Origin of the sequence: Thiorhodospira sibirica ATCC 700588, from assembly GCF_000227725.2 — a bacterium.
Lineage (GTDB): Bacteria > Pseudomonadota > Gammaproteobacteria > Ectothiorhodospirales > Ectothiorhodospiraceae > Thiorhodospira > Thiorhodospira sibirica.
Genome location: NZ_MU255056.1, coordinates 648,541 through 671,617, shown reverse-complemented (window position 1 = coordinate 671,617; position 23,077 = coordinate 648,541). Strand labels below are relative to the sequence as shown.

Sequence of the window (23,077 nt, the reverse complement as noted above, 5' to 3'; positions counted from 1 at the left end):
CGCTAATAATCCAGTATCACGGTGCGGGTGTTTTCGGTCTCGGCGTTGGCGATGGCTGTGCTGGATGTAGCCGTGCAGATCTCTATTTGATCGGGTCCGATGGCCCGTGCAAAAACCTTGCGACTGGATAACTCTCCGCTTAGGTCTATGCGGCGCTTGTAAAGCCCCGGTTCGCCGATGCGCAGTTCACCGGTTTGCGCACGCGGTAGTTGGCTGTAATACAGGTTGAAAACCCCATCACGCGGCGCACCCAGTTCATGCCATTCGCCGTAAGGACTGCCCTGATGCAGACCAACCTGGAAGCGTCCCAGACGTTCGCGTCCGACATGAAAGGCAAACGGCGCTTCGCCGCCGCTATTGATGATGGCATGGTTGACGACCTTAACCACGCCACCAGGGCACAGCCGCAGCAGTCCGAGCGCCACGCCGGTTTTAGCGGTAGGGCGGTAGATATCCGAGGGGTCAATCGTTAAGGGTGGGTAGGGGTACAGATCGGGAGCGCGCTGACCAAACAACGCCTGCAGTCTTTCCTGAACGCCACGTTGTAGCGGATCAGCGGTTGATTCCTCCGTGGAAGTCTCCGGCGAGCTGACCATAATATCCAGCTTAGACTCTGCGTTCCGTGCAGACTGGATGCTCTGCTTGATGTATTGACGCAGGGTTTCTGCGGCTTGGCTGGCGTCTCCCCACTCCCCCCAGCGATTATTTCCCTCAAACAGCTTGCCTCCCAATCCAAGCAATAACCGTCCTACAATCTGCGAACGACTGGCATTTCCCCCGAGTAAAACATGAATCTGTTCGGGCGGTTGGTCAGCAAACGCTTGATGCATGGCCACCAGAAAATTATGCACGCCCTGTTCGATACGCATTTCCAGATATTCGGTTAGCGCTGTCTCGGGGATGGCAAGTTCACAGCTTACTTTGCCGCCGTCACGATTTAACAGTTCGATTTTTTCTACCCCGCTGCTATTGGGTAATTGTCCCTGTTCCCAAAACGGGCGTAGCCGTGCCATCAGCATCAAGGTATTGGTTTGTGCGGCCTGAGTGCGCTCAAGAAACATTTCCGCGCCAGGAAAGTCATCGGCATCCAGCGGGCGCGTAAAGGCGATTCGATGCTGGCGACAAAGTTCCCGATTATGCAGGAAGGTCAGGTAGGCCAAATTTTCCAGAAGATTTTCGCCGCCCAAGAACCGATCGCCCGCCGCTCCAAAATGTTCAAAAACCGCTTCCCAGCCTTCATCCTCCTCGCCGGCATTTGGCAGACGATAACGCCCAAAATCAAAATCGGTAGTGCCGCCTCCAAAATCAAACACCGCATAGGCCACGCCCTGCGTCGTCGGCTCAATACCTAACAAGGGCAAGGCAGCCGCTGCATAGGCTGCGGGTTCACTGGCCAATTCCGCAACCGTGAAATCTGCAAAAACAGGCTGATCAATGAGCGCCTTTGGCAGGCTGCGCTGCAAACCACGCTGGAAAGACGCAAGGATTTTGTCCTTGACTTTGCGTGGATAGGCCACCGGGAAAGTCATGTAATAGCGCAAAAAAAGGCCGCGTCCGCGCCAATTGATGGTCAAGCCCAGAAACCAGGCATAAAGCTCGATTGGATCAAAAGGATCGTCCGGGCCAACCGTGAGCGTCTGGCCTTTGACGGGCATACGCAGGGTCAGCGAGTGAAGCGTATGCTCAAATCCTTTGGCCTGATCGGTAATACGCAGCGGAGCATCAAGCTCCTCGCGCAAGGCCCATTGTTTGAGCTTGGCCAGCATACTCGCCACCACGCACGGATTGGTCTCGTTGTGACGCAAGTTGTGGAGTGCCTCGTGTGAGCAGCGTACTTGATCCCACAAAACCCCAGGGCGATAAGCCTCACTGCGCCAGGCATCAAACAACGCAGCCAAATCAATAAATTCGAGCACGGTTGGGTTTTCATAATCGCTGGGTTCTTCCTTGCCCCAGAAGTCTTGAACGCCGATGCGCAGCAGTTTGGATTGACCGTTGTCATCATAGGCCACCACCGTGCTGCTGGTGCCAAAGTCGATGGCGATATTCCAATCTTTGAGGTCATCGGTAGGATTACGGGCACGTATCCCGGCTTCACGCAGCGTTTCTGCATCTTGTCCCCAAAATTCCCACAGACCTTTGTTGGGGTCGGAAAACTGCACCGCCTCAAGTAGGGGTAAACGGGCGCAAAGCCAGTCAATCGGCTGGTAGAGCGTGGGCAGATCGGGACATCCTTGAAGCGACGCCAGTAGGTTTTCAGCCCCAGTTGGAGTGCACGGTTTAAGTGTCCAACGCTGCTGAATAGCGGCTTCAATGAAAGCCTCTGCGGGGGTGTCGGCAAAAAATGCATTGCAGGCAATGATAGCGCCAGGGCCATTTGTATTGATGGATGTCGAGGCGGCAGAATCCAGGTCAATCCGTCCCCCCTTGCAGAGCCAATAGTCTTGGCGCAACAAGCGATCACTACCGCCGCCGCGTAACGGATTGGTTTGCCGGGTTGCGAATTGGACTAACTCATCTTTGGAAGGTAGACGCCACTCACCCAGCGATTTTGAGGTAAGTTGCTTGATACGTTGCTGGCTTTCTCGTAGCGATACCGTGGTTTGCTGATCCGGTTTTGCTTCCCAAAGCAGGCGGCTTTGGCTGTCGTAAAGCATGAGCGCTTTTTGAGTAAGCGTACCAACCCACCAGAATGGTTGAGCGGCAAGCTTTTGGGCAAGCGGCGCGATCTGTTCGGAATAATAAAAGTCTTTGAGATAAGAAGGGATATCCATGTTCATCGTAATGAGATCAATCTGTAAATGGTATTGACGCGCATGGGCCTGGAGTCTTGCAAGCAGGGCACGCCGAGGCAGTCGCTGACTGAGTGCATCCAATGTCGCGATCACCTCGCGCAACATTTGATTGGTGGAGTGCGTGCTCATGTCTCGACCAGTGGTTTTTTTTGTAATTGACCGGCGGCATTGAGCAGCCCAGGAAGCCATTGCGCACGGATGATTTCACCCGTTTGTACGCCACGCTCATGCTGTTTGAAATGAAAGGCCGTACCGGGTACAACGGACTGCAGGCGTGCCGCTCGACCGTGCCAGATGAGGTTATGAATATCCAAGGCTGCAGCAAGGATCTGCCGCTCGTCCTCGCTTGCTGGGCGTTGTGCTGCTTTACAGCGTTGGGCCAAATGATCCCAGAGTTGCAGTATCTGATCCCATTGCGCCAATAGCGCAACCAGGCGAAGCAGTTGCCGCCCCTCTGGCTCGTTATCATTGAGTAGCCACAGTGCAACCAGCTCGGTATCGGAGCGAAATCGCGCCAGAAGCGCCAATTCTGGAGCAAGCTGCTCGCGCAGCGCCTCTGAACGGTTGCTGGATGCAAAAAGCACCTCTTTAGGCGGCGTTGCAGCCAACGGGCCCACACAAGATTCAGTCCGCTCATGCCGATCATACACCGGCTTGCCACCTATCACTTTTATGGCAAACTTTGAGGAATAGCTGAACTGAGGTCATAGGGGTGAGCATGGGAAGTGTCAAACGCTTGGCAGAAGAAGTGGCCCGAGGACTGCGCGAAGCGCATCCAGGGTTGCGTAAGACGGTGGTCGACAAACTGGCGCTGGCCGTTGGAGCGATGCTGGAGGGGCAAACGCCGAACACGGCGGAGTTGGCCAACCTGCTGCCACTGGAGACGCCGCGGCAAGACATGCGCGAGCAGTGGTTGAGGCGGTTGCTGAAGAATCGGCTGATCGATTCGGCGACGATCTTGGAGCCCTGGGCACGTTCGGAGCTGGCCAAGGCGGCCAGTGGCGATCAAACGGTGTTGTTGAGTCTGGATCAAAGCGACCTGGGAGATCGAATGGCGGTGCTGATGGTGGCGCTGCGCGTGGGTGATCGGGCGTTACCCCTAGCCTGGTGCGCCGAGGAGGGGGCGGCCAATCTCGGCTGGGAGGCGCAACGGGGGCTGTTGGAGCGGGTTCGCTCTTGGGTACCGCCCGGGGTGGCGGTGTTGCTCTGCGCCGATCGGTTCTATCCCAGCGTGGCGCTGTTGGAGTGGCTCCAGGCCCAGGGCTGGAGCTACCGGCTGCGGCTCAAAGGCAACCTGCGCGTCGACAGTGGGCAGAGCGAGGAGACGACCACCGGGGCACTGGCCCAAGGCGTGCGCGAGCGCTATCTCACCGAGGTCGGCCTGTTTGCCTGCGGGGTGCGAACCCATCTCGGGATCCTGCACGACCCCGGGCATCCACAGCCCTGGATCATCGCAATGGACGCCCTGCCCACACGCACGCGCGTTCTGGATTATGCCGCACGCTGGTGCATCGAGCCGATGTTCTCGGACCTCAAGAGCCGGGGCTTCAACCTCCAGCACTCCCAACTCCAGCACGCCGACCGTCTGGAGCGCCTTGTCCTGATCATGGCCCTGGCCATGTATTGGTGCGTGCGTGCGGGGCGCGCCGAGGCACTCGCCTCCCCAACACCCCTTGAAAAAAACTCCAGACCCAACACGACCCTGAGCATTGGACCTTCAAAAAAGCCTCCCGCAGCCTGCTGTCCTGGTTTAAACGCGGTCTGCGCTATCTACAGCGCTGTCTCCAAAACAACAGCCCGTTACCCGCTTTTTATGCCCGCGAGTAACTGATAGGTGGTAAGCATACACCGGTAAATCGGTTGACGTGGATTTATCATCTGATACAACCTCCTCTTGATGTGAACACTCAAGGATTTCACGTATCAGCGTGCGAATCTGCAGATCCTGTTGAAGTAAGAGTACGATGTCTGGATAGGTGAGTTTTTCACACAAATAATCGCCAACATCTTTTTGGGCGTCCCGTTGGAGTTCGCGCCAGCGTTTTTGCTGTTTTTCGTTCATAGATGAAGCAACTTTTTTGTTAAATCTATGCAGCAGGAGCGTTCGATTGTCGTGGCAACATTTGCAAGAGGCTGCCCCGTGACATAATCAGCCGCTTACAAAAAATCATCCATCGCCCAGGCGTAATGATCCGCATAGCGCGCCTCCATCAGAGACAGGCTTAAGAGTGTGGCAATGGCTTGTGGAGGCTGTGTGTTCTCAAGCAGCATCTGCGCCGTCTCGACCAGACAGCTAAAGCTGCAATCCAGTGCTTGCATGGCCTGACGGTGCGGATTGGTCAAGCGTGCGGCTAAATGGGCACGCAGATCCTCAGTATCTGGCTGCACTTCACAGAGCACACGCTCAGCCAATACCATAAAGCGGCGCGTGGGCATAAGCAGCCGCTCCAGATTGGCTTGCCAGTAGTCATTCCACCAAGGCGCGAGGGGATGCTCGTCTGCAAGGGATGCCGGCACGGCGAGATAATGCGCAAGTTGCTCCAGATCAGCATATTTTAACTGACGCCGCCAGGTTTCCAGTAAACGTGTATGAATGCCTTTAGCATCAAGCCCCAACAGGCGGTGCATATTCATGCCGGGCAGAAAATCCCCGTTCTGGCAGGCGCGTTCGAGCAGTGCCCGCGCTCGGGCAATGCACTCAGCCGCTTGGGGTAGGTGTGAACAGGGATTAGCATCGCCAGACCAATGACGCATGGCCACAATCCAGGGGGGCATGGGCACTGCAGCGGAGGTTTGCTGTATCGGGGCCAGCAGATGCCTCCAGAAAGTTTCGCGAAAGGTGGCACGTTCATCGGCAGTCAATACCGGAAAATCAACGGTTAGCAGCTGCAGTTGCAGTGATGCAAGATCCTGATCCAGCTCCGCCCACAAAGACATAATGTGTTTGTGCATGCGTGCACGGAGTCGCTCGGCGTCAGCGGGCGGGCAGTGTGTGATCACAACCAGCAACGTTGGTTGTCCTACAAAATCGGCATCAACCAAGGCATTGAGAAAATCACGCAAACGCTCGTGGTTATCCTGTCCGTCAAGGCGCGTGGCATTAACGACAAAAACAAGCGCCAGATTGTGATAGCCCGCCAGCATATCGGCAGCATCCCCTTCGGCAATTTTGTCATCACCTGAATTCCAGCCTGGCATATCGATCAACAGCAGGCGTTTAGGTGCCTGATCGTCCTCGCCATAATGATCACCCGTCGGTAAAAATAACCGAAGCTCAGGAATCGCCAGGCGCAAGCGATAGCGTTGCGGATCATAATCAGCCAGTTGTTCACGCTGCGGGAAAGCGTCCAAAGGCTTGATTACCGTTGCCGGGTCGTAATCGTTGGCGCGTTCTATCAACTCCAGTATGGCCGGATCACCGTAGGTAATTTCAAGCGGCAAGCGGGTTTGACGCTCCAGCGAACTGACTGGAAACAGCGCTGGCGGAATCTGCTCGCCCAACAATTCACGCAACAGACGCGTCTTGCCTGCAGAAAATTCACCAATCACCCGCGCTGTCAGCAGGCCATCCGGCGGAGCTGCCGAACAGCCCAGGCGCTCAATCAAAAGGTGCAGGGTGCGGTGGATCGTCGCTGTTGCTCCATCCGGTGATGCGTGAGGACTGGGATAATGACTAACGATTGGCATGGCTTAATTCATCAAAAAAGTCCCGCCAGATCTACGGCATAACCCGGCAATCCTGGCAGTTGAGTGGGTTGATTCAGCGAGACTATGTCGCCGCGTTGGTAAACACCCTGCAAAGGATGAGCAAAACGCAATACCTGACGCTCAGGTATTGCCACAATCCAAACCTCGGGAATAGCGTGAAACGCATACAACGGAATCTTGATGTCGCGATCAGTCTGCAGACTGCTGTCCGCAACTGAGGTGGACCCCATTGTCAAGACAAAAGGTGGCCGAGTTAAAGTTATCGCCTGCCCCTCACTCGCAGCTGCACAGCGCTGCCCTGATGCCGCAGATTCACCGTCGGTAGGCGTCACCGCCCTGGGCCGTATTTGTCTACGATCAATGCACCTCCTCCCTGCCGGGTCCTGTAGACCGTTGCTGGCGTCTCGTCGGCCTGTGCTTGGTGCGGGCGCTCTTCGTTGTAAAATGAGAAGTCTTCCAGTAGCCCAAGAGTCACCTCACGCAGGTCAGCGTCGCCTTTGAGGTCGGTGTCCTCATGCTTCACCGTTCGCCAGAGCCGCTCTACGAAGATGTTGTGAAAGGCTCGCCCTCGGCCATCGATGCTGATCGTCATGCCTTCACGCTTGAGCACGCTGGTGAATGGCTCCGCCGTGTTCTGAGCGCCTTGGTCGCTGTTGAAGACTTCAGGAGGGCGGTTCAGCCGCAGGGCTTCCTCAAGACAGTCGAGGCAAAAGCTCGCATCGATGGTGTTGCTGAGCCGCTCACTCAAGACCTTTCGGCTGTACCCGTCGATGATCGCGACCCGGTCGCAAAAGCCTCGCGCTAGCCGCACGTACGTGATGTCAGTGCTGCAGCCCTGGTTGGGCCGAATGACCTGAATGCCACGCAACCGGTACGGATAGACTTTGTGCTGCGGGTGCGGGCGGCGGGTGTGAGGGCCCGGCGCGATCGCCGCCAGTCCCATCCGGCGCATCAGTCGCTGCACGCACTTGCGGTTGACTTCATGGCCCTGTGCCCGCCGCTCGGCTACTATCCGGCGGCTCCCGTAGAGCGGTCGCCGCGTATAGATTTCGTCGAGCAGACGGCACAGCAGCAGCGCCGTCGCGTTCTCCTGTGATGGATGGCGATGCGCGTATACGGTCGCTCGAGCTACCTCCGCCCGCTCACACTGCCGCACGATGGAGCGCGCACCCTCCGCCTCAATCCAGCCCTGGCGGCTCATGGCAGGGTGATCCCTGTTTTTTTTGAGCCAGTCCCCGTCCAGCTCCATCTTCAGGCGGCCCATCTCGCTGTAGAGCCGATCCGGCGAGTCCTGCTCCGCTGCCGGTTTCGGACCACGCTTGCCCTCAAAGCGCGTCCCTGCCTGCTCAACGATTGCCTTCTTCCACTTGCTGACCTGCACCGGGTGAACCCCGTAGGCTTGACCCATCTCGTTGACGGTCTTGACCCCATGGATCGCCTCACGCCCGACCTTGGCCTTGAACTCGGCGTTGTATGTGTTCCGCTTCCTCTTCTCGCTCATCTCTTCGCTACCCCATGCTGGAGGCTTTGTCATCGCTTAAGCTGTTGTCCAGATTTCGGGGTCCACTATACCGGGGAAATTAAACCGAATTTGGTCATGGCCATCATTTGGCGGTCAGGTTCATTGAAAAACTCGGGTTATTCGAAGTGCCCTAAAAATAGCAGATCCCCACAGTGGGATTTTTCCGTGCACCTTGGTAAATTAACGTCCGGTTGTTCAGACAGAAGCCACGACGATGGTCTTCGCTTATTCACGCTCCATTTTGCAGGATTTACCGACGGTGCAACGTGCGCTTATTTTTTGCTTATTGACGGGGTTGGGTTTTGCGCCCGCTGGGCTTAAGGCTTTGGCTTTGGATGCGCCGCAGGATCAGGCGATTCCGGATCAGGTGACCGTGGATGCACCACCCGCTGCTGAGGCAGTGCTACCCAGTGAGGCGGACGAGGAAGCTTTTGCACCACCGCTGGATGATAACGACGCCGGTGCGCTGATCTTGCCCGAGGCGGCTGAGGTGCCGGTTGAAGATCCCTCACGGCTGGCTGATTGGGTGGCCCAGCCCGGCAGCAAGATGATTCATCTGTTAGAGCGCACCCGCAGCGGCCTGCACGCTTCCACGGAGTGGGTGGCCCGCGCAATTGATGGTCGTTTTGGCGATGATCCTTTTGAAGAAGGCAAAGGCGTGTCCGGCAGTCTGGGTTTGAATACGCTGTGGCGTGAAGACCGCTCGCTCAATACTAACCTGCGCTTGCGGGCGCGCATGGATTTGCCTAACCTCAAAGACAGCACATATCTGTTTTTTGGTCTGGATAACGAAGAGGAATTGGTCACGGATCGTCCGGAATCCTTTACCCGTCAGGATCAGTTGCTCGAAGAAAATCGCAAACAGGACCAGACCCGCTTTGCCGGACTGGGCTACGGTCTACGGGAAAATATTGACCTGCGTGCCGGGGTGCGGGGGGGGTATAAGATTTATACTCAGGCACGTTATCGCAAGGTTTGGTGGTTGTCTGACCAGGATCAGATTGATTTTCGTGAGACTATTTTCTGGACGCTGGATGACCGCTTCGGTTCAACGACCGCGCTGAGCTATGAGCATGCCTATTCGCCGACGGTGTCTTTGCAATGGCGCAATACCGGCACCGTTTCAGAAAAAAGCAATGGTCTGGCTTGGGCAAGCAGCGTGGGTTTTTTCAAAAGCTTTGGCGATTTTCGTCTGTTGGCTGTAGAAGCGTTGATCAATGGGGAAACCGATTCGCGGGTGGATGTGGCGGAATACGGGCTGCGTACCACCTGGAACCAAAGCTTGCATGAAGATTGGCTGTTAGGGCGGGTCAGCGTGGGTTATTTCTGGCCGCAAAAGGAAACGGATGAAGAGCGTCAGCAGGCATTAGCGATTGGCTTTGGGATGGAATTGAAGTTTTGAGCGATGAAACTCAAACGTCGCAGGAGAGAAAAACTGGTCGGGGCGAGAGGATTTGAACCTCCGACCACCTGAACCCCATTCAGGTGCGCTACCAGGCTGCGCTACGCCCCGATAAACGACTATTATAACGTGCTTTGCGTGCTTTGCCTAGACGCATGCACGCATTCAGCAAGGCAAACCTCAAACCATAAGGTGGTATGGCTATGTTTTTTAGACAAGGTAATCCACGGTGGCCGCTGCTTGCGGCCAGTCTGGCGGGTGCATGGCTTTTGATGGCATGCGGTGAAGCACCCAAAGAGCCTTCGCAGGAGACGACCATTCAGCAGGAACGTACAGAGTTCGATGCGCTGAAACAGGAAACCGGAGAATGGCTCGGCGCTTTGCAGCGCTACGGTGAACACGAGCAGCAGCGGGCTATCGAACACGCCAGGGCGGCGCTGGCCATCGCCGATGAGCAGGTTCAGCAACTCAAGATACGCATGGAAGAAAATTGGGATAAAATGGATGCCTCAGCGCGTGAACAGGCCACGGCGGCCCTAGCAACCCTGGAAGTACAACAGCGTGAATTGCGCGTGTGGCAGGAAAAACTGCAAAGCGGTTCAACGGATGCCTGGGCGCAGCTGAAACAGGGTTTTTCCGGGGCCTATGCATCGTTCAGAGAGGCCTTGCAGGATTCTGAATCTGCAGGACAGCCCAGCGAATAGGCAGGATGCGCTCATCCCAGTAGAAGTGGTTTACGTCTGATGACCGAAAGTTTGCGTGAGCAGTTAATTAAAGCCGGGCTGGCAAAACCCCATGCCGACCTGCCCTCAACCGAGGCCAGGCGGCGAGGGCGCCCTCAGCAAAAACAGCATAAAGCGCGCCCGGCTGCCCCTTTGGCCTCCATATCTTCATCTGCAACCGAGCCGGTGAGCCCGCCTGTGCTGGTGCGGGCGGACAAGGCGCAACTGCGCGAGTTTATTGCCAAACATCGCTGTAATGATCCAAACGCCGAGATCGCCTTTTATTTTCAGCAAGGTGACAAAATCAAGCATCTGTATGTCACCGCCGAGCAGCAGCAGGCCCTGGCACACGGGGAACTGGCCATTGCCTTGCTCGATGGTCGGCGCAACTTATTGCCCCGCGAACAGGCTAAACAGTTTTTGGCGATGGATCCCGCGCGCATCGTCATTTTTATTGAGCCTGCCGCTGATGAGATGTCGAATCTGCAAGAACCTTCGCCGTCCCCGCCTGTCGATTAACCCTTGAGACTGTTAAGATGCGCTCAGCGGTGTGCGCCCGCAAGTCGCCGTCTCATCCCTCTGATTCGAAGGAGCCTTACCATGCAATACAGCAAATACCTTCCCTTTCTGGCCCTGATCTTGGCGCTACTCACCGCGCTGGGTTTTAGCGGGGCGGTGCAGGCCGCACCGAGCAAAGCACCGGCTTTTTCCAATTATATGACGCTCGATCCGCCCTTGGTGGTCAATATTGCCAATGAGCGCCGGGCGCAGTTTTTACAGATTCGCGCCGAGCTGTATGTGGAAACCCCGCAGGATGCCGAGGTGGTCACTCACCACATGCCCCTGATCCGTGACCGTCTGATCATGTTTTTTGGTGGACGGGCAGCCGATGAGGTCGGCGCAGTGGATAATCGAGAGGTGCTGCGTCAGGGGGCCCTGGATACCGTGCGCCAAGCGCTGAGCGAGCGTGCCGGGCGGCCCGGCATTTCAGGGCTGTATTTCACCAGCTTTATCATTCAGTAATTGCACAGGTTGTCAGCATGCCCGAAATCATGATTGACGGACAGGCCCTCAACGCCGAGAAAACCCAAACGGTGATGGAAGCCGCGCGCGCTCATGGCATCACGATTCCGGGCTTTTGTTACCACCCGGCGCTGTCGGTGGCGGGCAATTGCCGTTTGTGCCTGGTGGAGCAGGAAGGACGCGGCATAGACATCGCCTGTAAAATGCCGGTGCAAGAGGGAATGCGCATTCTGACCGCATCGCCAGCGGTGCAGGATGCGCGCCAGGCCATGCTGCAATTTTTTACGCTGAATCATCCGGTGGATTGCGGGATTTGTGATAAATCCGGCGAATGCCTGTTGCAGGATTATCACTACCAATACAACGGTGAGCCCTCGCTGTCGCATGATCCCAAACTGCAGCGCAGCAAGTTTTTTGCGCTGTCCTCACGCATCCTGCTGGACAATGAGCGTTGTGTGCTGTGTTCGCGCTGTGTGCGTTTTACCCATGAAATCTCCAAATCCAGGGCGCTGGGGTTTGTGCAGCGCGCCGATCATGCCCTGTTGCGCCCAGCCGATCCGCAGGCCCTTGAACAGGACGCCTACGCCGACAATATCATTGACCTGTGCCCGGTCGGCGCCCTGCTGTCACGGCGCTTTTTCTATCGCGCCCGGGTCTGGTATCTACAGGCCACGCCTTCCATCTGCCCCGGATGTGCGCGGGGGTGTCATATCCACATCTGGCATCGCAAACCGCAATGGCAGCTTAAATCGCTGGATGCCGCTCACCAGCGGCGCATTGAACGTATCACCCCGCGTCTTAACCCCGAAATCAACGGCCATTTCATCTGCAATAAAGGGCGTGATCTGGCGGATATCTTCGAGCGTCCGCGCCTGCTCAGTGCCCGTTTGGCCGGTGCGCCAGTGAGCCACGAAGCGGCGCTGGCACAGGCCTATGACTGGATGATCAAGGCCCAGCATCGGGTCGCGGTGGTATCCAGCTGGGCTTCCAATGAGGAATTACAGACCTTTCAGGATACCCTCGGCGGCGTGTTTCATACCTTTTGCAAGGCCGATCAACAGCCCGCGCCGGGTGAGGTGATCGCCGATGACTGGCTGATTGTGGCGGATAAAAACCCCAACCTGACGCAAGCGCAGGCCCTGTTCGGTTCGACACCGCCGCAGATTGACCCGGCCACGGACCTGCTGTTGCTCTGGGGCGAGGGGCTTAAGGTCGAAGACTGCCCGGCCACGGCCCGCGTAATCTGGCTCAATGCCTATGAAGACAGCGATTCCGCATGGCTGAGCCGTGCCGACCTGGTGATACCGCTGAGCCTGCAGACCGAGCGGGCGGGACATTACACCAATCAACAGGGTCAAGTGGGGGCCTTTGAGCCCTGTTTTGCCAAACCCGACGGGGTGCTGGATGCGGTGGATGTTTTTCAACACCTGGCCTTGCGCAAAGCGCTCCAGCCATCCTCAACACCTATACCAAAGAATCAAACACCTTGAACGCTATTGATTACGACAATATCGATCCGCTGCGCGAGCAATATCGCGGTCAGCTGATCACCAACCGCTTTCTTAACCGGGTCATCGGCGACCATCATGCCGCCCTGCTGTGTATCGACCTGCAATATCTTGATGCTGCACGCGGCTATGGCGTCTTTGCCGATTGCGAACGCTCTGGCGTTGCCCCCGAGGCGCAGGATTATTACTTCAATCGCCTGGAAACCCTGGTTTTACCCAATGTACGCCGCCTGCAAGATGCCTTTAGGGCGATGGAACAGGAAGTCATCCATACCCGCATCCAGTCCCTGACCCGCGATGGGCGTGACCGTGGCCCAGGGCATAAACGCCTGGGATTACACGCCGCGCCTGACTCCAAAGAGGCTGAGTTTTTAGAGATGGTGGCCCCCATTGGGGATGAGATCGTCATCAACAAAACCGCCAGCGGTGTGTTTACCTCAACCAATATCGAATATGTGCTGCGCAATCTCGGCATCACGGCCTTGTTTATGGTCGGCGTGTATAGCAATGAATGCGTCTCCACTGCCATTCGCGACGCCTGCGACTTAGGCTTTTATGTCACCCTGGTGGAAGATGGCTGCGCCACCGTCACCCCCGAATTACAACAGGCCACCATTACCACCATGAAAGACCGCTATGCCCGCGTGATGTGTACCGAGGAAATCCTCGCCGAACTGGCCAAGGCAGCATAACCCCGCTCCTCGACATCATGGCTTTTTTATTGCTCGATGCGGGCAATACCCGCCTGAAATGGCGCTGGCTTGATGATCTGCACCACCCAAGTCACAGCACCGCCCTGCCCTATGCCGCCCACGCCAGGGCGCGGTTATTTGCGCACCTTGGCAAGCTCCCACGGCCTGATCAGGGCATCTACCTTGCCAGCGTACTGGCAGAGGATTTTTGCAATGACTTCCGCGCATGGTGTCAACAACACGCCTGGCCGATGCCCTACACGGTCAGCGCCGCCGACATCCTGGCATTGGGGCTACGCAGCGCCTACAGCGAGCCGCAACGACTGGGGATTGATCGCTATCTGGCCATGCTGGGCGCCCGCCACCATTACCCCGATGGCGCCCTGCTGGTGATAGATGCCGGTTCTGCCTTGACCCTGGATTATCTGGATGCTGATAATCTTCACCGGGGCGGCCTGATCTTGCCGGGCGTGGGGCTGATGCGCCGGGCATTGAGCAGCGAATTGGCGGCACTGCCCCCGACCGAAGGAAACACCATCACGCCGCTGGCCTGCAACACCGCCGATGGCATTCATAGTGGCACCTTGCTGGGCCTGGCCGCCGCCATTGAAGGCTTGTGTGCCCAGATCAGCAACACCGTGCCCACCCCGGCGCACACCCTCCTGACGGGGGGCGATGCCAGCATGCTGCAGCCCTGGCTGCACGGGGACTATGCCTGTGTGGATGATCTGGTGCTGGAGGGATTGGCTGTGCTTGCGGGCGAACATCGCCGTGGCTAATCATGCCGAAGCATCTGCCTGGGAGTCCCAAGGCCCACACGCACACCGCATGACACCACGCCATGCAGTTTTTATGCGGGTGCTGTTTTTCCTGTTGCTCCTGCTCAATATTGTCTATGCCTTGTGGCATACCCAAATCCATCCCCCCGCTGTCCCCACGACCGTGCAGAATCCGCCATCTTCAAGCGAAACCCAGCTGAGAACACTGTGGCTCTTGCATGAACGCCCGCCGGTACTGATCTGCCATGCCATCGGCCCCTTTCGTTTTCAGGCCAGCGCCCAACATGCCTTGACGCACCTCAGAACGCGTGGCCTGGAGGCCGAGCTACGCACCGTGGAAAAACAGGAAACCCTGGGCTATCGTGTCTATTTGCCGCCACAACCTACGCGTGAACAGGCGCGCAAGCTGGTCAGCCGACTCAGCGAACAAGGCATTGAGGATCTGTATGTCATCACCGAAGGGGAGAAAAACAACGCCTTGGCGCTTGGCGTTTTCTCCCAACACGCCAGGGCGCAACGGCGGGTCGAAGAACTCAAGCGTCTGGGCCATTTTGCCGAGATTGAAACCCGCACCCTGACACTCACCATGTACTGGATTGATTTCAAGGCCCTGCCCGAACAGGCGCACACCGTGAAAGCCGAACTGCCGACACAACTCAATCTGCTGCAAGCACCGCACTGCCGCCCTTCAGACACTGAACCACGCTAAACGGCCTCAGCCGCCCCGGATGTTATGCACGCGCGTTCGACTGAGGGCGTTCAATCGGCAGCGCGCTTGATACACGCAAACACGGTGTATTGATCTTCTTCCTGACGATATGCGGTTTCGTGGATATCAAAGCCGGTTTCCGTGAGGACATGCCGCCATGTGTCCAGGGGGAATATTCCCAGGCGCCAGTGGTCGGTTTCCATGCGTAGCGTGCCATGCTGGCGAATGAGATAGAGGATGGTGGCTTCGTAGTGTGTGTCGGTGGGGTCGGGATCATAGCCGTTTTCGATAAACACGACCTCTAATCCGTCCCGGCTGGCGTGGGTGCTGTGGGTGGCGTTTTGCTGAAATGTTTCGCAGGTGGTATCCGGGGTGGTAATCATTACCCCGCCGGGCTTTAGGTGGTTATACGCTGCGCGCATGGCGGCGCTGAAATCTTCCCGGCGGGTCATGTATGAGATGGCATCATCCATGAGGATGGCGTCGAAGGTCTGCCCCAGGTCAAAGGTGCGCATATCGGCCTGGATGAAGGTGCATTCTGGATTCAAGCTCTGCGCCTGTGCAAGCATGACCGGGCTTAGATCAATGCCGGTGACCGCGAAGTGCTGTTTTAGATTGAGGACGTTTTTGCCACCGCCACAGCCGATGTTCAGCAAGCTCGCCACAGGACGCCGGGTGTACTGCTGAATCAGGCCGGTGAGGTATTGGCAATACTGGGCGTATTCGGTGGTAGCATCGCCCCACAGGGGCCATAGCCACGCCAGATCGGTATACAGACGGCGCGTGTTATTCATAAATTTTTATTTTAGATTCAATGATTTGTTAACTCACTCAGCAGGGTGATCACGGTCTGGATGCGGTTGTGCGCTTCAGGCATGGGCCGGGTAAAGCGCAGGGTATCCTGGCCATCCAGGCGGTAGCGGCTGGGGTCTTTTTGCACCAGCTGGATGATTTTGAGCGGGTCAACGGGCGGTTGGGGGATGAATACCAGGCGTCCAGAGTGTGGCCCGGTTTCCAGCTTACGGATGCCTAAGGTTTTTGCCAGCAATTTGATCCGGGTGACCTCGATCAGATGTTTGGCGGGCTCGGGGAGCAGTCCGAAGCGGTCGATCATTTCCACCTGCATCTCGCGCAAGGCGGCTTCATCTGCGCAGCTGGCCAGGCGCTTATACAGAATCAGGCGGGTGTGTACGTCCGCGACATAGGTATCGGGCAATAAGGCGGGAATGCCCAGGTCCACCTCGGTGGCCTGCTGCGTGGGGGCATCCAGCATGGTGTCGAGTTCACCGCCGGCCTTGAGGGTGCGCACGGCCCGCTCCAGCAGTTCATGATAGAGGCTGAAGCCAATTTCGTGCATCTGGCCGCTTTGCTCATCCCCAAGTAATTCTCCTGCGCCCCGGATTTCCAGATCATGACTGGCCAAGGTAAAGCCGATGCCTAAATCTTCGAGTGCGGCCAGCGCTTCAAGCCGTTTGACCGCATCAGGGGTCATGGCCTTGGGGGCGGGGGTGAGCAGGTAGGCATAGGCACGGTGGTGGGAGCGCCCGACCCGGCCACGCAGCTGGTGCAGTTGGGCCAGCCCCAACTTGTCGGCACGGTGGATGATGATGGTGTTGGCGGTGGGGATGTCAATGCCGCTTTCAATGATGGTAGTACACACTAAGAGATTGTAGCGGCGATGATGGAAATCCAGCATCACCCGCTCAAGTTCGCGCTCACTGAGCTGGCCGTGGGCGATGCCGATGCTGGCCGCCGGGATCATCTGGCGCAGACGTTCGGCCATGGTGTTGATGGTTTGTACGCTGTTGTGCAGAAAGTACACCTGTCCGCCGCGCCGCAGCTCGCGCAAAATCGCCTCTTCAATCAGTGCATCGTTCCACTCGCTGATAAAGGTTTTGATGGCGAGGCGTTCGGTGGGGGGCGTGGCAATAATGGATAAATCGCGCAGCCCCGCCAGCGCCATGTTCAGGGTGCGGGGGATCGGCGTGGCGGTCAGGGTGAGCATATCGACCTCGGCACGCAGCGCTTTAAGACGCTCTTTGTCGCGCACGCCGAAGCGTTGCTCTTCATCGACAATCACCAGCCCCAGTTGTTTGAAGCGCACATCTTTTTGCAGCAAGCGGTGGGTACCGATGAGAATGTCAACCTGTCCTTCCTGCACGGCCTGGAGGATGCTTTGCTGCTGTTTGGGGGAGCGAAAACGCGACAGGGCCTCAATGCGCACCGGCCAATCGGCAAAGCGATCCTGAAAATTTTGCTGATGCTGTTCTGCCAGCAGGGTGGTGGGCACCAAAACGGCGACCTGGCGACCGGCATGTACGGCAATAAAGGCCGCTCGCATCGCCACCTCGGTTTTGCCAAAGCCGACATCGCCGCAAATCACTCGATCCATCGGTTGTTTGGCTGTCAGGTCGGCCATCACCGCCTCAATGGCCTGCTGTTGATCGGCGGTTTCTTCAAAGGGAAAGGCCGCTGCAAAGCGCTGATAAGCATCCGCATCCAGTACGCAGGCTTGGCCCGGAGTGGCCGCCCGTTTGGCATGGATGGCCAATAGTTCAGCAGCCACATCGTAGGCTTTTTCCGCCGCCTTGCGTTTGGCGCGTACCCATTGCTCAGTGCCGAGTTTGTGCAGCGGAGCCTGGGCCGGATCGGCGCCGCTGTAGCGACTGATCAGGTGCAGCGAAGCGACCGGCACATAAATCTTGTCACCCCCGGCATAGGCGAGGGTGAGAAATTCCTGGGTCTGGCCGCCAATGGCCAGCGTTTGCAAGCCCAGATAGCGACCTACCCCATATTCCTCATGCACCACCGGGTCTTGCAGATGCAGGTCATTGAGATTGCGGATCAGGGCGTCGGCATCGGGGGTATGACGGGAGCGCCGCCGTTGCTGGCTGACCCGCTCACCGGACAGGCAGGTTTCGGTGATAATGGTCAGCGTTTCTTCGTCTGCGTCGTGGCGACACCTTTCAGGTGTTGCTTCAACATCGCGGCCTCTGCAAGATGCCGCCACGGACAGGGCCTGTTCCAGCGGGGCGATGGTCAGCCCATAGCGCACGGAGCCACGCAGAAACTCGGGCCAGTTGGCAACGGTTTGAGTCGCAATGCCGGTGCCAGAGAGCAGCATGTGCAGTTGTTCGCGCCGCCCCATGGATGCGGCACAAAACAGCACACGCCCTGGCGTCTGCGCAAGGAATTCATGCAGGGCCTGCGCCGGGTTTTTAAGGCGCTGATCCAGGCGCACCGCTGGGGCAGGACTGCGCGTGAATGTGCAAACCTTGGCATCCCCCGGCGGGGAGGGGGCCTCGATCCAGATACCTCGCTGCGTGTGCAGGGCCTTGCTGAGTTCCTCGGGGCTGAGGTAGAGCTGTTCCGGGGCCAGCAGGGGACGCAGCCGATCATGGGCGCGCTGTTCATAGCGCCGCACGATTTCATCGGCAAAGGCCTGGGCCGCCGTGGGGATGTCGCCAATGCGGATCATCTCGGTCTGCGCCGACAAATAATCAAACAGCGTCTCCAGCCCCTCAAAAAACAAGGGCAGATAGTATTCAATCCCGGCGGGTGCGCGCCCTTCGCTGACCTCGCGATAGATCACGCAGTCGCGTACAGTGCCCGGAAATTGCTGGCGATAACGCTGCTTAAAGCCCTCAATCGCGTCCTTATTGAGCGGAAACTCATGCGCCGGAAGTAATTGGATCGAGTCAATCGTCGCGGACCCAGCGCCCGCAGTCTGTGCCTGTGAGCGCTGCGTCTGGGGATCAAAAAAGCGCATCGAGTCGATCTGATCATCCAGCCATTCAATGCGCAAGGGTTGCTCTGAGCCCATCGGAAAGATATCCCAGATCCCGCCCCGCACCGCAAATTCGCCGTGCTCGATGACCTCCTGCACCAGGCGATAGCCCGCCTGCGTAAGGGTATGGCGAAAACGGCCCTGATCCAGTCGCTGACCACAGTGCAGGGCAAAACATTGCCCCAGCAGCCAATCCTGCGGACACAGGCGCTGCATCAAGGTACTCACCGGCACAATCAAGGCCCCGGCGACAAAATGACGCAGTTGGGAGAGGCATTGCAGACGTTGGGAGACGATGTTTTCATGCGGAGAAAACACGTCATAGGGGAGGGTTTCCCAATCCGCCAGGCGCTCAATGGGCAGGCTTTCATCGTCAGCCAGAAAAAATTGCATGGCCTCTTGCAGGCTTTGGGCGCGTTGCACATCAGCGGTGATGATCAACATGGGCCGGGGCGCTAGCTGCAAGGAGCGGGCAAGGCTTAAGGCCAGCGCCGTATCCGACAGCCCCTGCCAGCATTGCAAAGCCTTGGCTTGAGCGGTCGAGGGCGGATGAAAGGGGGAATATGTGTGAGACATCAACGAATCAATCAGTGGTCTATGCAGGGAGAATGGAAAATTGAGAAGTAAAGCAATAAAACGTCTGATTATTCTCAATGTTCAACGCGCAATTCTCCATTCTCCATTAAAAGGGGTCTGAGCGGCTGCGCGGCCTTTTCCAGGCGGGCAGCGGAGGTGGCCAATTGCTGGCGGATCTCGCGGCGCATCAAGGGGCGACCGATCAACGGCGGAATACGCCGGCCCAGTTCCACCCAGCCGGATAATTGTAAACGGGTCTGGGTCGGGTTGACCCCATCAATGCGCCATTGAATCTCACTGGCACGGACATGGCTCTGAGCGGGCACTGTGCGGCCCTGATTCCAGCCCGTGTTGGTACGCACCACGTCCATCACATGCAGCATCTCGCGACAGATGCCCAGAATGCAACCTTTAAGATCAGCCCGCACCCGCGCCCGCCCATCGCCCATTTCCCGGATCAGATGACTGCGTGAGACCAAGGGAAACACCTTGCCCAAGTGATCATAGTCATACACGATCTGCGAGACCAGCGGTTCGGGAGCATTCACCACCACATCCAGATTGATCTCGATGCGCTCTGCATCAAAGCGAACCTCAATGCCTTGCGCCGCCGCCAGCGTGGATATACTGACCCCGAGCCACAACAGCCACAGCCCACAAAATAGCCTCGCCAAAGCAGGAAGCCGCAGCCAGCTCATTGCGCTTGGGCCTGCAGTTGCGCAACCAGCGCGTGCAGAGCCTTGGCTCGATGGCTTAAGGTGTTTTTCTGCTCAGGGGATAATTGGGCCGCCGTCGGGCCGTCGAGGTCCGAGGCAAAAACCGGATCATACCCAAAGCCCCCGGAGCCTAGCGGCGCGGTGGTAATAAAACCCTCCCACACCCCTTGGGCAATGATCGGCGCGGGGTCATGCGCATGGCGCAAATACACCATCACACAGCGAAAACGGGCCGTGCGCTGCGCCAGGGCGACCCCCTCAAGCGCATCAAGCAAACGGCGCAGATTCGCCGCATCATTGCCATGGCTTCCGGCATACCGCGCGGAATGCACCCCCGGCGCCCCGTTAAGCGCATCCACCTCAATCCCCGAATCATCTGCAATCGCCGCACAGCCCATCAACGCGGCAGCACTGCGCGCTTTAAGAATGGCATTTTCCACAAAGGTCAGCCCGTGCTCTTCCACGGCGGGGGCATCCGCCGGCAGCGCCTGAACCTCCCACGGCATCTCTGCCAGCAGCGCGGATAATTCACGCAATTTACCCGGATTTTGGGTTGCCAAGACCAGTTTATTCACCACGCATTTGCTCCAGCTGTTCACGAAAGGCGACGCACGGGTCCTCGGGTGAGGTGCGGGCGCTGAACCACAGCACATCGTAGGGCGCGCCTTCCGGGCCGTGTAGATAGGCCTCAAGCGTGCTGCGTTCTGAATGAATCTCGATAAAGCCCACGCTCAGTGGCGCATGTTCCGGATCCAGGGCCTGCAGATAAAAAGGCACTCCGTAATCCTTGCGCACATGGCCTGCGCCGCTGATCAATACCACCGGGCCAGATGAGCTGGCCTGCTGCAAAAACCAGGCAATGGTGGCATCGCGGGCCTGCTGGGCCAGCGCCACCGCAGGCACATGCGCCTTGGGCAGATATTCGCAATGGGCGGCGAAAATATGCGCATACAAAGCCTCCTGTACCTCGGTCGCCAAAGGATGCTGTTGCAGCAACTGGCGCACCGGTACAGATTCCAGCCCGTCCGGCCCTTCGCGGGCAACCCGTTGTGCCTGCGCCCGCGACAGGTTCACCGCCAGAATCGGCAGGCCCTCATCCAGGGCATATTGCACCAACGGCTGATAACTGGCAAAAGGCCAGCCGCGTGCCTCCATGTCCAGTTGCTGACCCAACGCCGCCGCATCCCCTGAGCCTGTCTCGATAAACTGAGTCATGGCGGCTTGATCCGTCTGATCAAAGATCTCAAAAGCCACCGTCGGCGTTTGGCCGCTGGCGCGTAACCATTGAAGCACCTCAAGCTGACGGGCATGATGCACCGGATTACCATGCACCTCGCCCAGCAAAATCCATCGGGATTCTAAAACGCGCTGCTGCAAATGCGCCTGTACCAATGGCTGCCTGGATGCACCCTCCCATAAGGTATCCAGCAAAGGGTGCGGCGGCGCTGCCGCCAGGCTTGGCGACATTAGCAAAAGTAATAATAAAGTCATGAGATTCATCGGTATGATTGACATGGACAGGAATAATGGAAAATGAATACTAGGCGTTACGCCGTTAGCGTCTGGCGGATTGGTTTTGCCAGATTCGATTTTATATTTTTCGCGTCTTCGCGTGAGATCAGCCCTTCAGAGGCGGCTGCGGCGCAGTTTTCAGTGTTCAGTCTTTAATCAGTCACGCGAAGCCGCGAAGGATGAAGCATGATTTTTTATATGTTTCGCGTCTCCAACGGCGTAACTACTGTTAATACTTCTGATCATTCTCAATTCTCCATTTATTTAAGGAGCAGACCAGGCATGATCAGAGCAGATCGGACAGGCGGGGTCTTTGGGCAAACGAACCATACGCCATTGCGAACTCAAGGCATCAAACAACACCACCTGCCCTATCGGCACGGCCAGGCCAGCTAACAATTTGAGCGCCTCGGTGGCCTGCAAACACCCCAACACGCCGGGCAAACTGGCCAAAATCCCGGTCTGGCTGCAACTTTCGCCGCCTTCCTCGCCCTCCGGATACAGACAGCGATAACACGGACTATCGCTGCGCCCCGGCCAGAACACGCCAAGCTGGCCTTCCATGCGGATGACCGCCGCAGAAATCAACGGCTTTTGCGCCAGCGCACAGGCCTGATTGACCGCAAAGCGCGTGGCAAAATTATCGCTGCAATCCATCACCAGATCCGCGTGCGCCACCGCCTGCTGCAACTGCGTCCCCGCCATCGCCTGCGCAATGCGCTCAACCTTAACCTCAGGGTTAAGCTGTCTTAGCGTATCTGCGGCAGAATCCACCTTAAGCTTGCCATGATCCTGACTGCTGTGGATGATCTGACGCTGCAGATTGGACACATCCACGCAATCAAAATCCGCCAGCAGCAGCTCCCCCACCCCCGCCGCTGCAAGATACAAGGCCACCGGCGAACCCAAGCCCCCCAAGCCAATAATCAGCACCTTGGCGGCAAACAAGCGCTCCTGCCCCTCAATACCGATCTGAGGCAAAAGAATCTGGCGGCTATAACGAAGTAATTGCTGATCATTCAAGCGCGTCACCCTACGGCCGCAAAGGCATAAATCGCCAAGTTTAAAGGATAATTCTTGGCGAGAACACCCGATGGCCAGGGCAATCGCATGAATGCCCATATCCTCTTCAAGAAATAAGCTTTTACGATAAATAGTTTATAGGGGGCATTCACAGCGCGTTGATCTGTGTAGTTTTGTGTCTTTTTGGAACGATCCATGGGGACGCAAGGCAAGCTGTACCTGGCTGACGTTTTTGTTGGGATCCACGACCCGAGGCAGGCGAAGAAAGTTGAGCACGAACTGGTGGAGTTGTTGGTTGCTGCCGTGAGCGCGGTGCTGGCGGGTGCTGACGATTTTGTGCAGATTGAGGCGTGGGGAAGGAGAAACTGGACGGGGTTGGCCGGGTCTTTGCTGGCATTGATGCCGACTCCCGATGCAAGGGCGGCCACAAGGTTCAACAACTCATCGCCACAACATCCGATGCCTATCGCGCTGAAGTCCTCGGTCTTGGATAAGATTCATGCGATTGCCCTGGGACACGAAAAACTCCCCTCCTTTTCAAGGAGGGGTGGCGCGCAGCGCCGGGGTGGTTGTGGTGGTTGTTTTGAAACCCCCCCCCCCCCC

Annotated in this window: 21 protein-coding genes and 1 tRNA gene; 10 read left to right on the top strand and 12 right to left on the bottom strand. The window is 57.4% G+C overall.

The features are described from left to right. Positions 1-2: 2 nt before the first annotated feature. Together THISIDRAFT_RS03205 and THISIDRAFT_RS03200 are read right to left on the bottom strand one after the other, a co-directional pair. Complete coding sequence (locus tag THISIDRAFT_RS03205; RefSeq protein ID WP_006787828.1) at positions 3-2,924, bottom strand: hypothetical protein; 2,922 nt, start codon at positions 2,922-2,924, stop codon at positions 3-5. Further along, positions 2,921-3,379 (bottom strand): hypothetical protein, encoded by a 459-nt coding sequence (locus THISIDRAFT_RS03200; protein WP_139064038.1) that lies wholly within the window; start codon positions 3,377-3,379, stop codon positions 2,921-2,923. The genes THISIDRAFT_RS03205 and THISIDRAFT_RS03200 overlap by 4 nt, the downstream gene beginning before the upstream one ends. Positions 3,380-3,531: 152 nt before the next feature. On the opposite strand from THISIDRAFT_RS03200, the gene THISIDRAFT_RS03195 reads away from it, so the two are divergent. Then, the gene (locus tag THISIDRAFT_RS03195) at positions 3,532-4,626 is read left to right on the top strand and encodes a transposase (protein ID WP_246585313.1); all 1,095 of its coding nucleotides are present in this window, start codon (positions 3,532-3,534) and stop codon (positions 4,624-4,626) included. A 326-nt stretch (positions 4,627-4,952) separates the two neighbouring features. On the opposite strand, the gene THISIDRAFT_RS03190 is transcribed toward THISIDRAFT_RS03195, so the two are convergent. The 3 genes from THISIDRAFT_RS03190 to THISIDRAFT_RS03180 form a co-directional block, all read right to left on the bottom strand. Beyond that, positions 4,953-6,482, bottom strand: coding sequence for a dynamin family protein (locus tag THISIDRAFT_RS03190; protein WP_006787824.1), 1,530 nt, complete (start codon positions 6,480-6,482; stop codon positions 4,953-4,955). 11 nt (positions 6,483-6,493) lie between these two features. Then, positions 6,494-6,733, bottom strand: a complete 240-nt coding sequence (locus THISIDRAFT_RS15285) for a Uma2 family endonuclease (protein WP_006787823.1) — start codon at positions 6,731-6,733, stop codon at positions 6,494-6,496. A gap of 98 nt (positions 6,734-6,831) precedes the next feature. Beyond that, positions 6,832-8,004, bottom strand: a complete 1,173-nt coding sequence (locus THISIDRAFT_RS03180) for an IS3 family transposase (RefSeq protein WP_221914034.1) — start codon at positions 8,002-8,004, stop codon at positions 6,832-6,834. Between the two features lie 280 nt (positions 8,005-8,284). Here THISIDRAFT_RS03180 and THISIDRAFT_RS03175 point away from each other — a divergent pair, with 280 nt between their 5' ends. Continuing rightward, on the top strand, positions 8,285-9,427 hold the full coding sequence (locus tag THISIDRAFT_RS03175; protein WP_217159237.1) for a hypothetical protein: 1,143 nt from the start codon (positions 8,285-8,287) through the stop codon (positions 9,425-9,427). Between the two features lie 34 nt (positions 9,428-9,461). Here the strand turns inward: THISIDRAFT_RS03175 and THISIDRAFT_RS03170 are convergent. Then, positions 9,462-9,538: transfer RNA gene (locus THISIDRAFT_RS03170), tRNA-Pro, on the bottom strand. A 92-nt stretch (positions 9,539-9,630) separates the two neighbouring features. Between THISIDRAFT_RS03170 and THISIDRAFT_RS03165 the strand changes: the two genes are divergently transcribed. The 7 genes from THISIDRAFT_RS03165 to THISIDRAFT_RS03135 all read left to right on the top strand — a co-directional run bounded on the left by THISIDRAFT_RS03165 (position 9,631) and on the right by THISIDRAFT_RS03135 (position 14,860). Further along, positions 9,631-10,131 (top strand): hypothetical protein, encoded by a 501-nt coding sequence (locus THISIDRAFT_RS03165; RefSeq protein ID WP_006787819.1) that lies wholly within the window; start codon positions 9,631-9,633, stop codon positions 10,129-10,131. Between the two features lie 39 nt (positions 10,132-10,170). Beyond that, positions 10,171-10,668: a DUF2058 family protein gene (locus THISIDRAFT_RS03160; RefSeq protein ID WP_006787818.1), complete on the top strand. Its 498-nt coding sequence runs from the start codon at positions 10,171-10,173 to the stop codon at positions 10,666-10,668. Positions 10,669-10,749: 81 nt separating this feature from the next. Then, complete coding sequence (locus THISIDRAFT_RS03155) at positions 10,750-11,172, top strand: flagellar basal body-associated FliL family protein (protein WP_006787817.1); 423 nt, start codon at positions 10,750-10,752, stop codon at positions 11,170-11,172. Positions 11,173-11,189: 17 nt separating this feature from the next. After that, positions 11,190-12,662 carry an NADH-quinone oxidoreductase subunit G gene (locus THISIDRAFT_RS03150; protein ID WP_006787816.1) on the top strand — a complete coding sequence of 491 codons (1,473 nt, stop codon included), beginning with the start codon at positions 11,190-11,192 and terminating at the stop codon, positions 12,660-12,662. After that, positions 12,659-13,372, top strand: a complete 714-nt coding sequence (locus THISIDRAFT_RS03145) for a cysteine hydrolase family protein (protein ID WP_006787815.1) — start codon at positions 12,659-12,661, stop codon at positions 13,370-13,372. The genes THISIDRAFT_RS03150 and THISIDRAFT_RS03145 overlap by 4 nt, the downstream gene beginning before the upstream one ends. A gap of 17 nt (positions 13,373-13,389) precedes the next feature. Continuing rightward, on the top strand, positions 13,390-14,151 hold the full coding sequence (locus tag THISIDRAFT_RS03140) for a type III pantothenate kinase (protein WP_006787814.1): 762 nt from the start codon (positions 13,390-13,392) through the stop codon (positions 14,149-14,151). Continuing rightward, positions 14,144-14,860, top strand: coding sequence for an SPOR domain-containing protein (locus tag THISIDRAFT_RS03135; protein ID WP_159098525.1), 717 nt, complete (start codon positions 14,144-14,146; stop codon positions 14,858-14,860). The genes THISIDRAFT_RS03140 and THISIDRAFT_RS03135 overlap by 8 nt, the downstream gene beginning before the upstream one ends. A 50-nt stretch (positions 14,861-14,910) precedes the next feature. Here THISIDRAFT_RS03135 and THISIDRAFT_RS03130 read toward each other — a convergent pair whose 3' ends face one another. The 6 genes from THISIDRAFT_RS03130 to THISIDRAFT_RS03105 all read right to left on the bottom strand — a co-directional run bounded on the left by THISIDRAFT_RS03130 (position 14,911) and on the right by THISIDRAFT_RS03105 (position 22,474). Next, the gene (locus THISIDRAFT_RS03130; protein WP_006787812.1) at positions 14,911-15,654 is read right to left on the bottom strand and encodes a class I SAM-dependent methyltransferase; all 744 of its coding nucleotides are present in this window, start codon (positions 15,652-15,654) and stop codon (positions 14,911-14,913) included. Positions 15,655-15,671: 17 nt separating this feature from the next. Continuing rightward, positions 15,672-19,223 carry a transcription-repair coupling factor gene (mfd, locus tag THISIDRAFT_RS03125; RefSeq protein ID WP_006787811.1) on the bottom strand — a complete coding sequence of 1,184 codons (3,552 nt, stop codon included), beginning with the start codon at positions 19,221-19,223 and terminating at the stop codon, positions 15,672-15,674. Positions 19,224-19,297: 74 nt separating this feature from the next. After that, positions 19,298-19,921 (bottom strand): hypothetical protein, encoded by a 624-nt coding sequence (locus THISIDRAFT_RS03120; protein WP_006787810.1) that lies wholly within the window; start codon positions 19,919-19,921, stop codon positions 19,298-19,300. Beyond that, positions 19,918-20,517: an RdgB/HAM1 family non-canonical purine NTP pyrophosphatase gene (gene rdgB, locus THISIDRAFT_RS03115; protein ID WP_006787809.1), complete on the bottom strand. Its 600-nt coding sequence runs from the start codon at positions 20,515-20,517 to the stop codon at positions 19,918-19,920. The genes THISIDRAFT_RS03120 and rdgB overlap by 4 nt, the downstream gene beginning before the upstream one ends. After that, positions 20,507-21,430, bottom strand: a complete 924-nt coding sequence (locus THISIDRAFT_RS03110; protein WP_159098524.1) for a ChaN family lipoprotein — start codon at positions 21,428-21,430, stop codon at positions 20,507-20,509. Before THISIDRAFT_RS03110 ends, rdgB begins: the two co-directional genes overlap by 11 nt. A gap of 285 nt (positions 21,431-21,715) precedes the next feature. Continuing rightward, positions 21,716-22,474 carry a HesA/MoeB/ThiF family protein gene (locus THISIDRAFT_RS03105; protein ID WP_040852578.1) on the bottom strand — a complete coding sequence of 253 codons (759 nt, stop codon included), beginning with the start codon at positions 22,472-22,474 and terminating at the stop codon, positions 21,716-21,718. 195 nt (positions 22,475-22,669) lie between these two features. On the opposite strand from THISIDRAFT_RS03105, the gene THISIDRAFT_RS03100 reads away from it, so the two are divergent. Beyond that, a partial coding sequence (locus tag THISIDRAFT_RS03100; RefSeq protein WP_006787806.1) for a transposase family protein occupies positions 22,670-23,077 on the top strand: 408 nt, incomplete at its 3' end.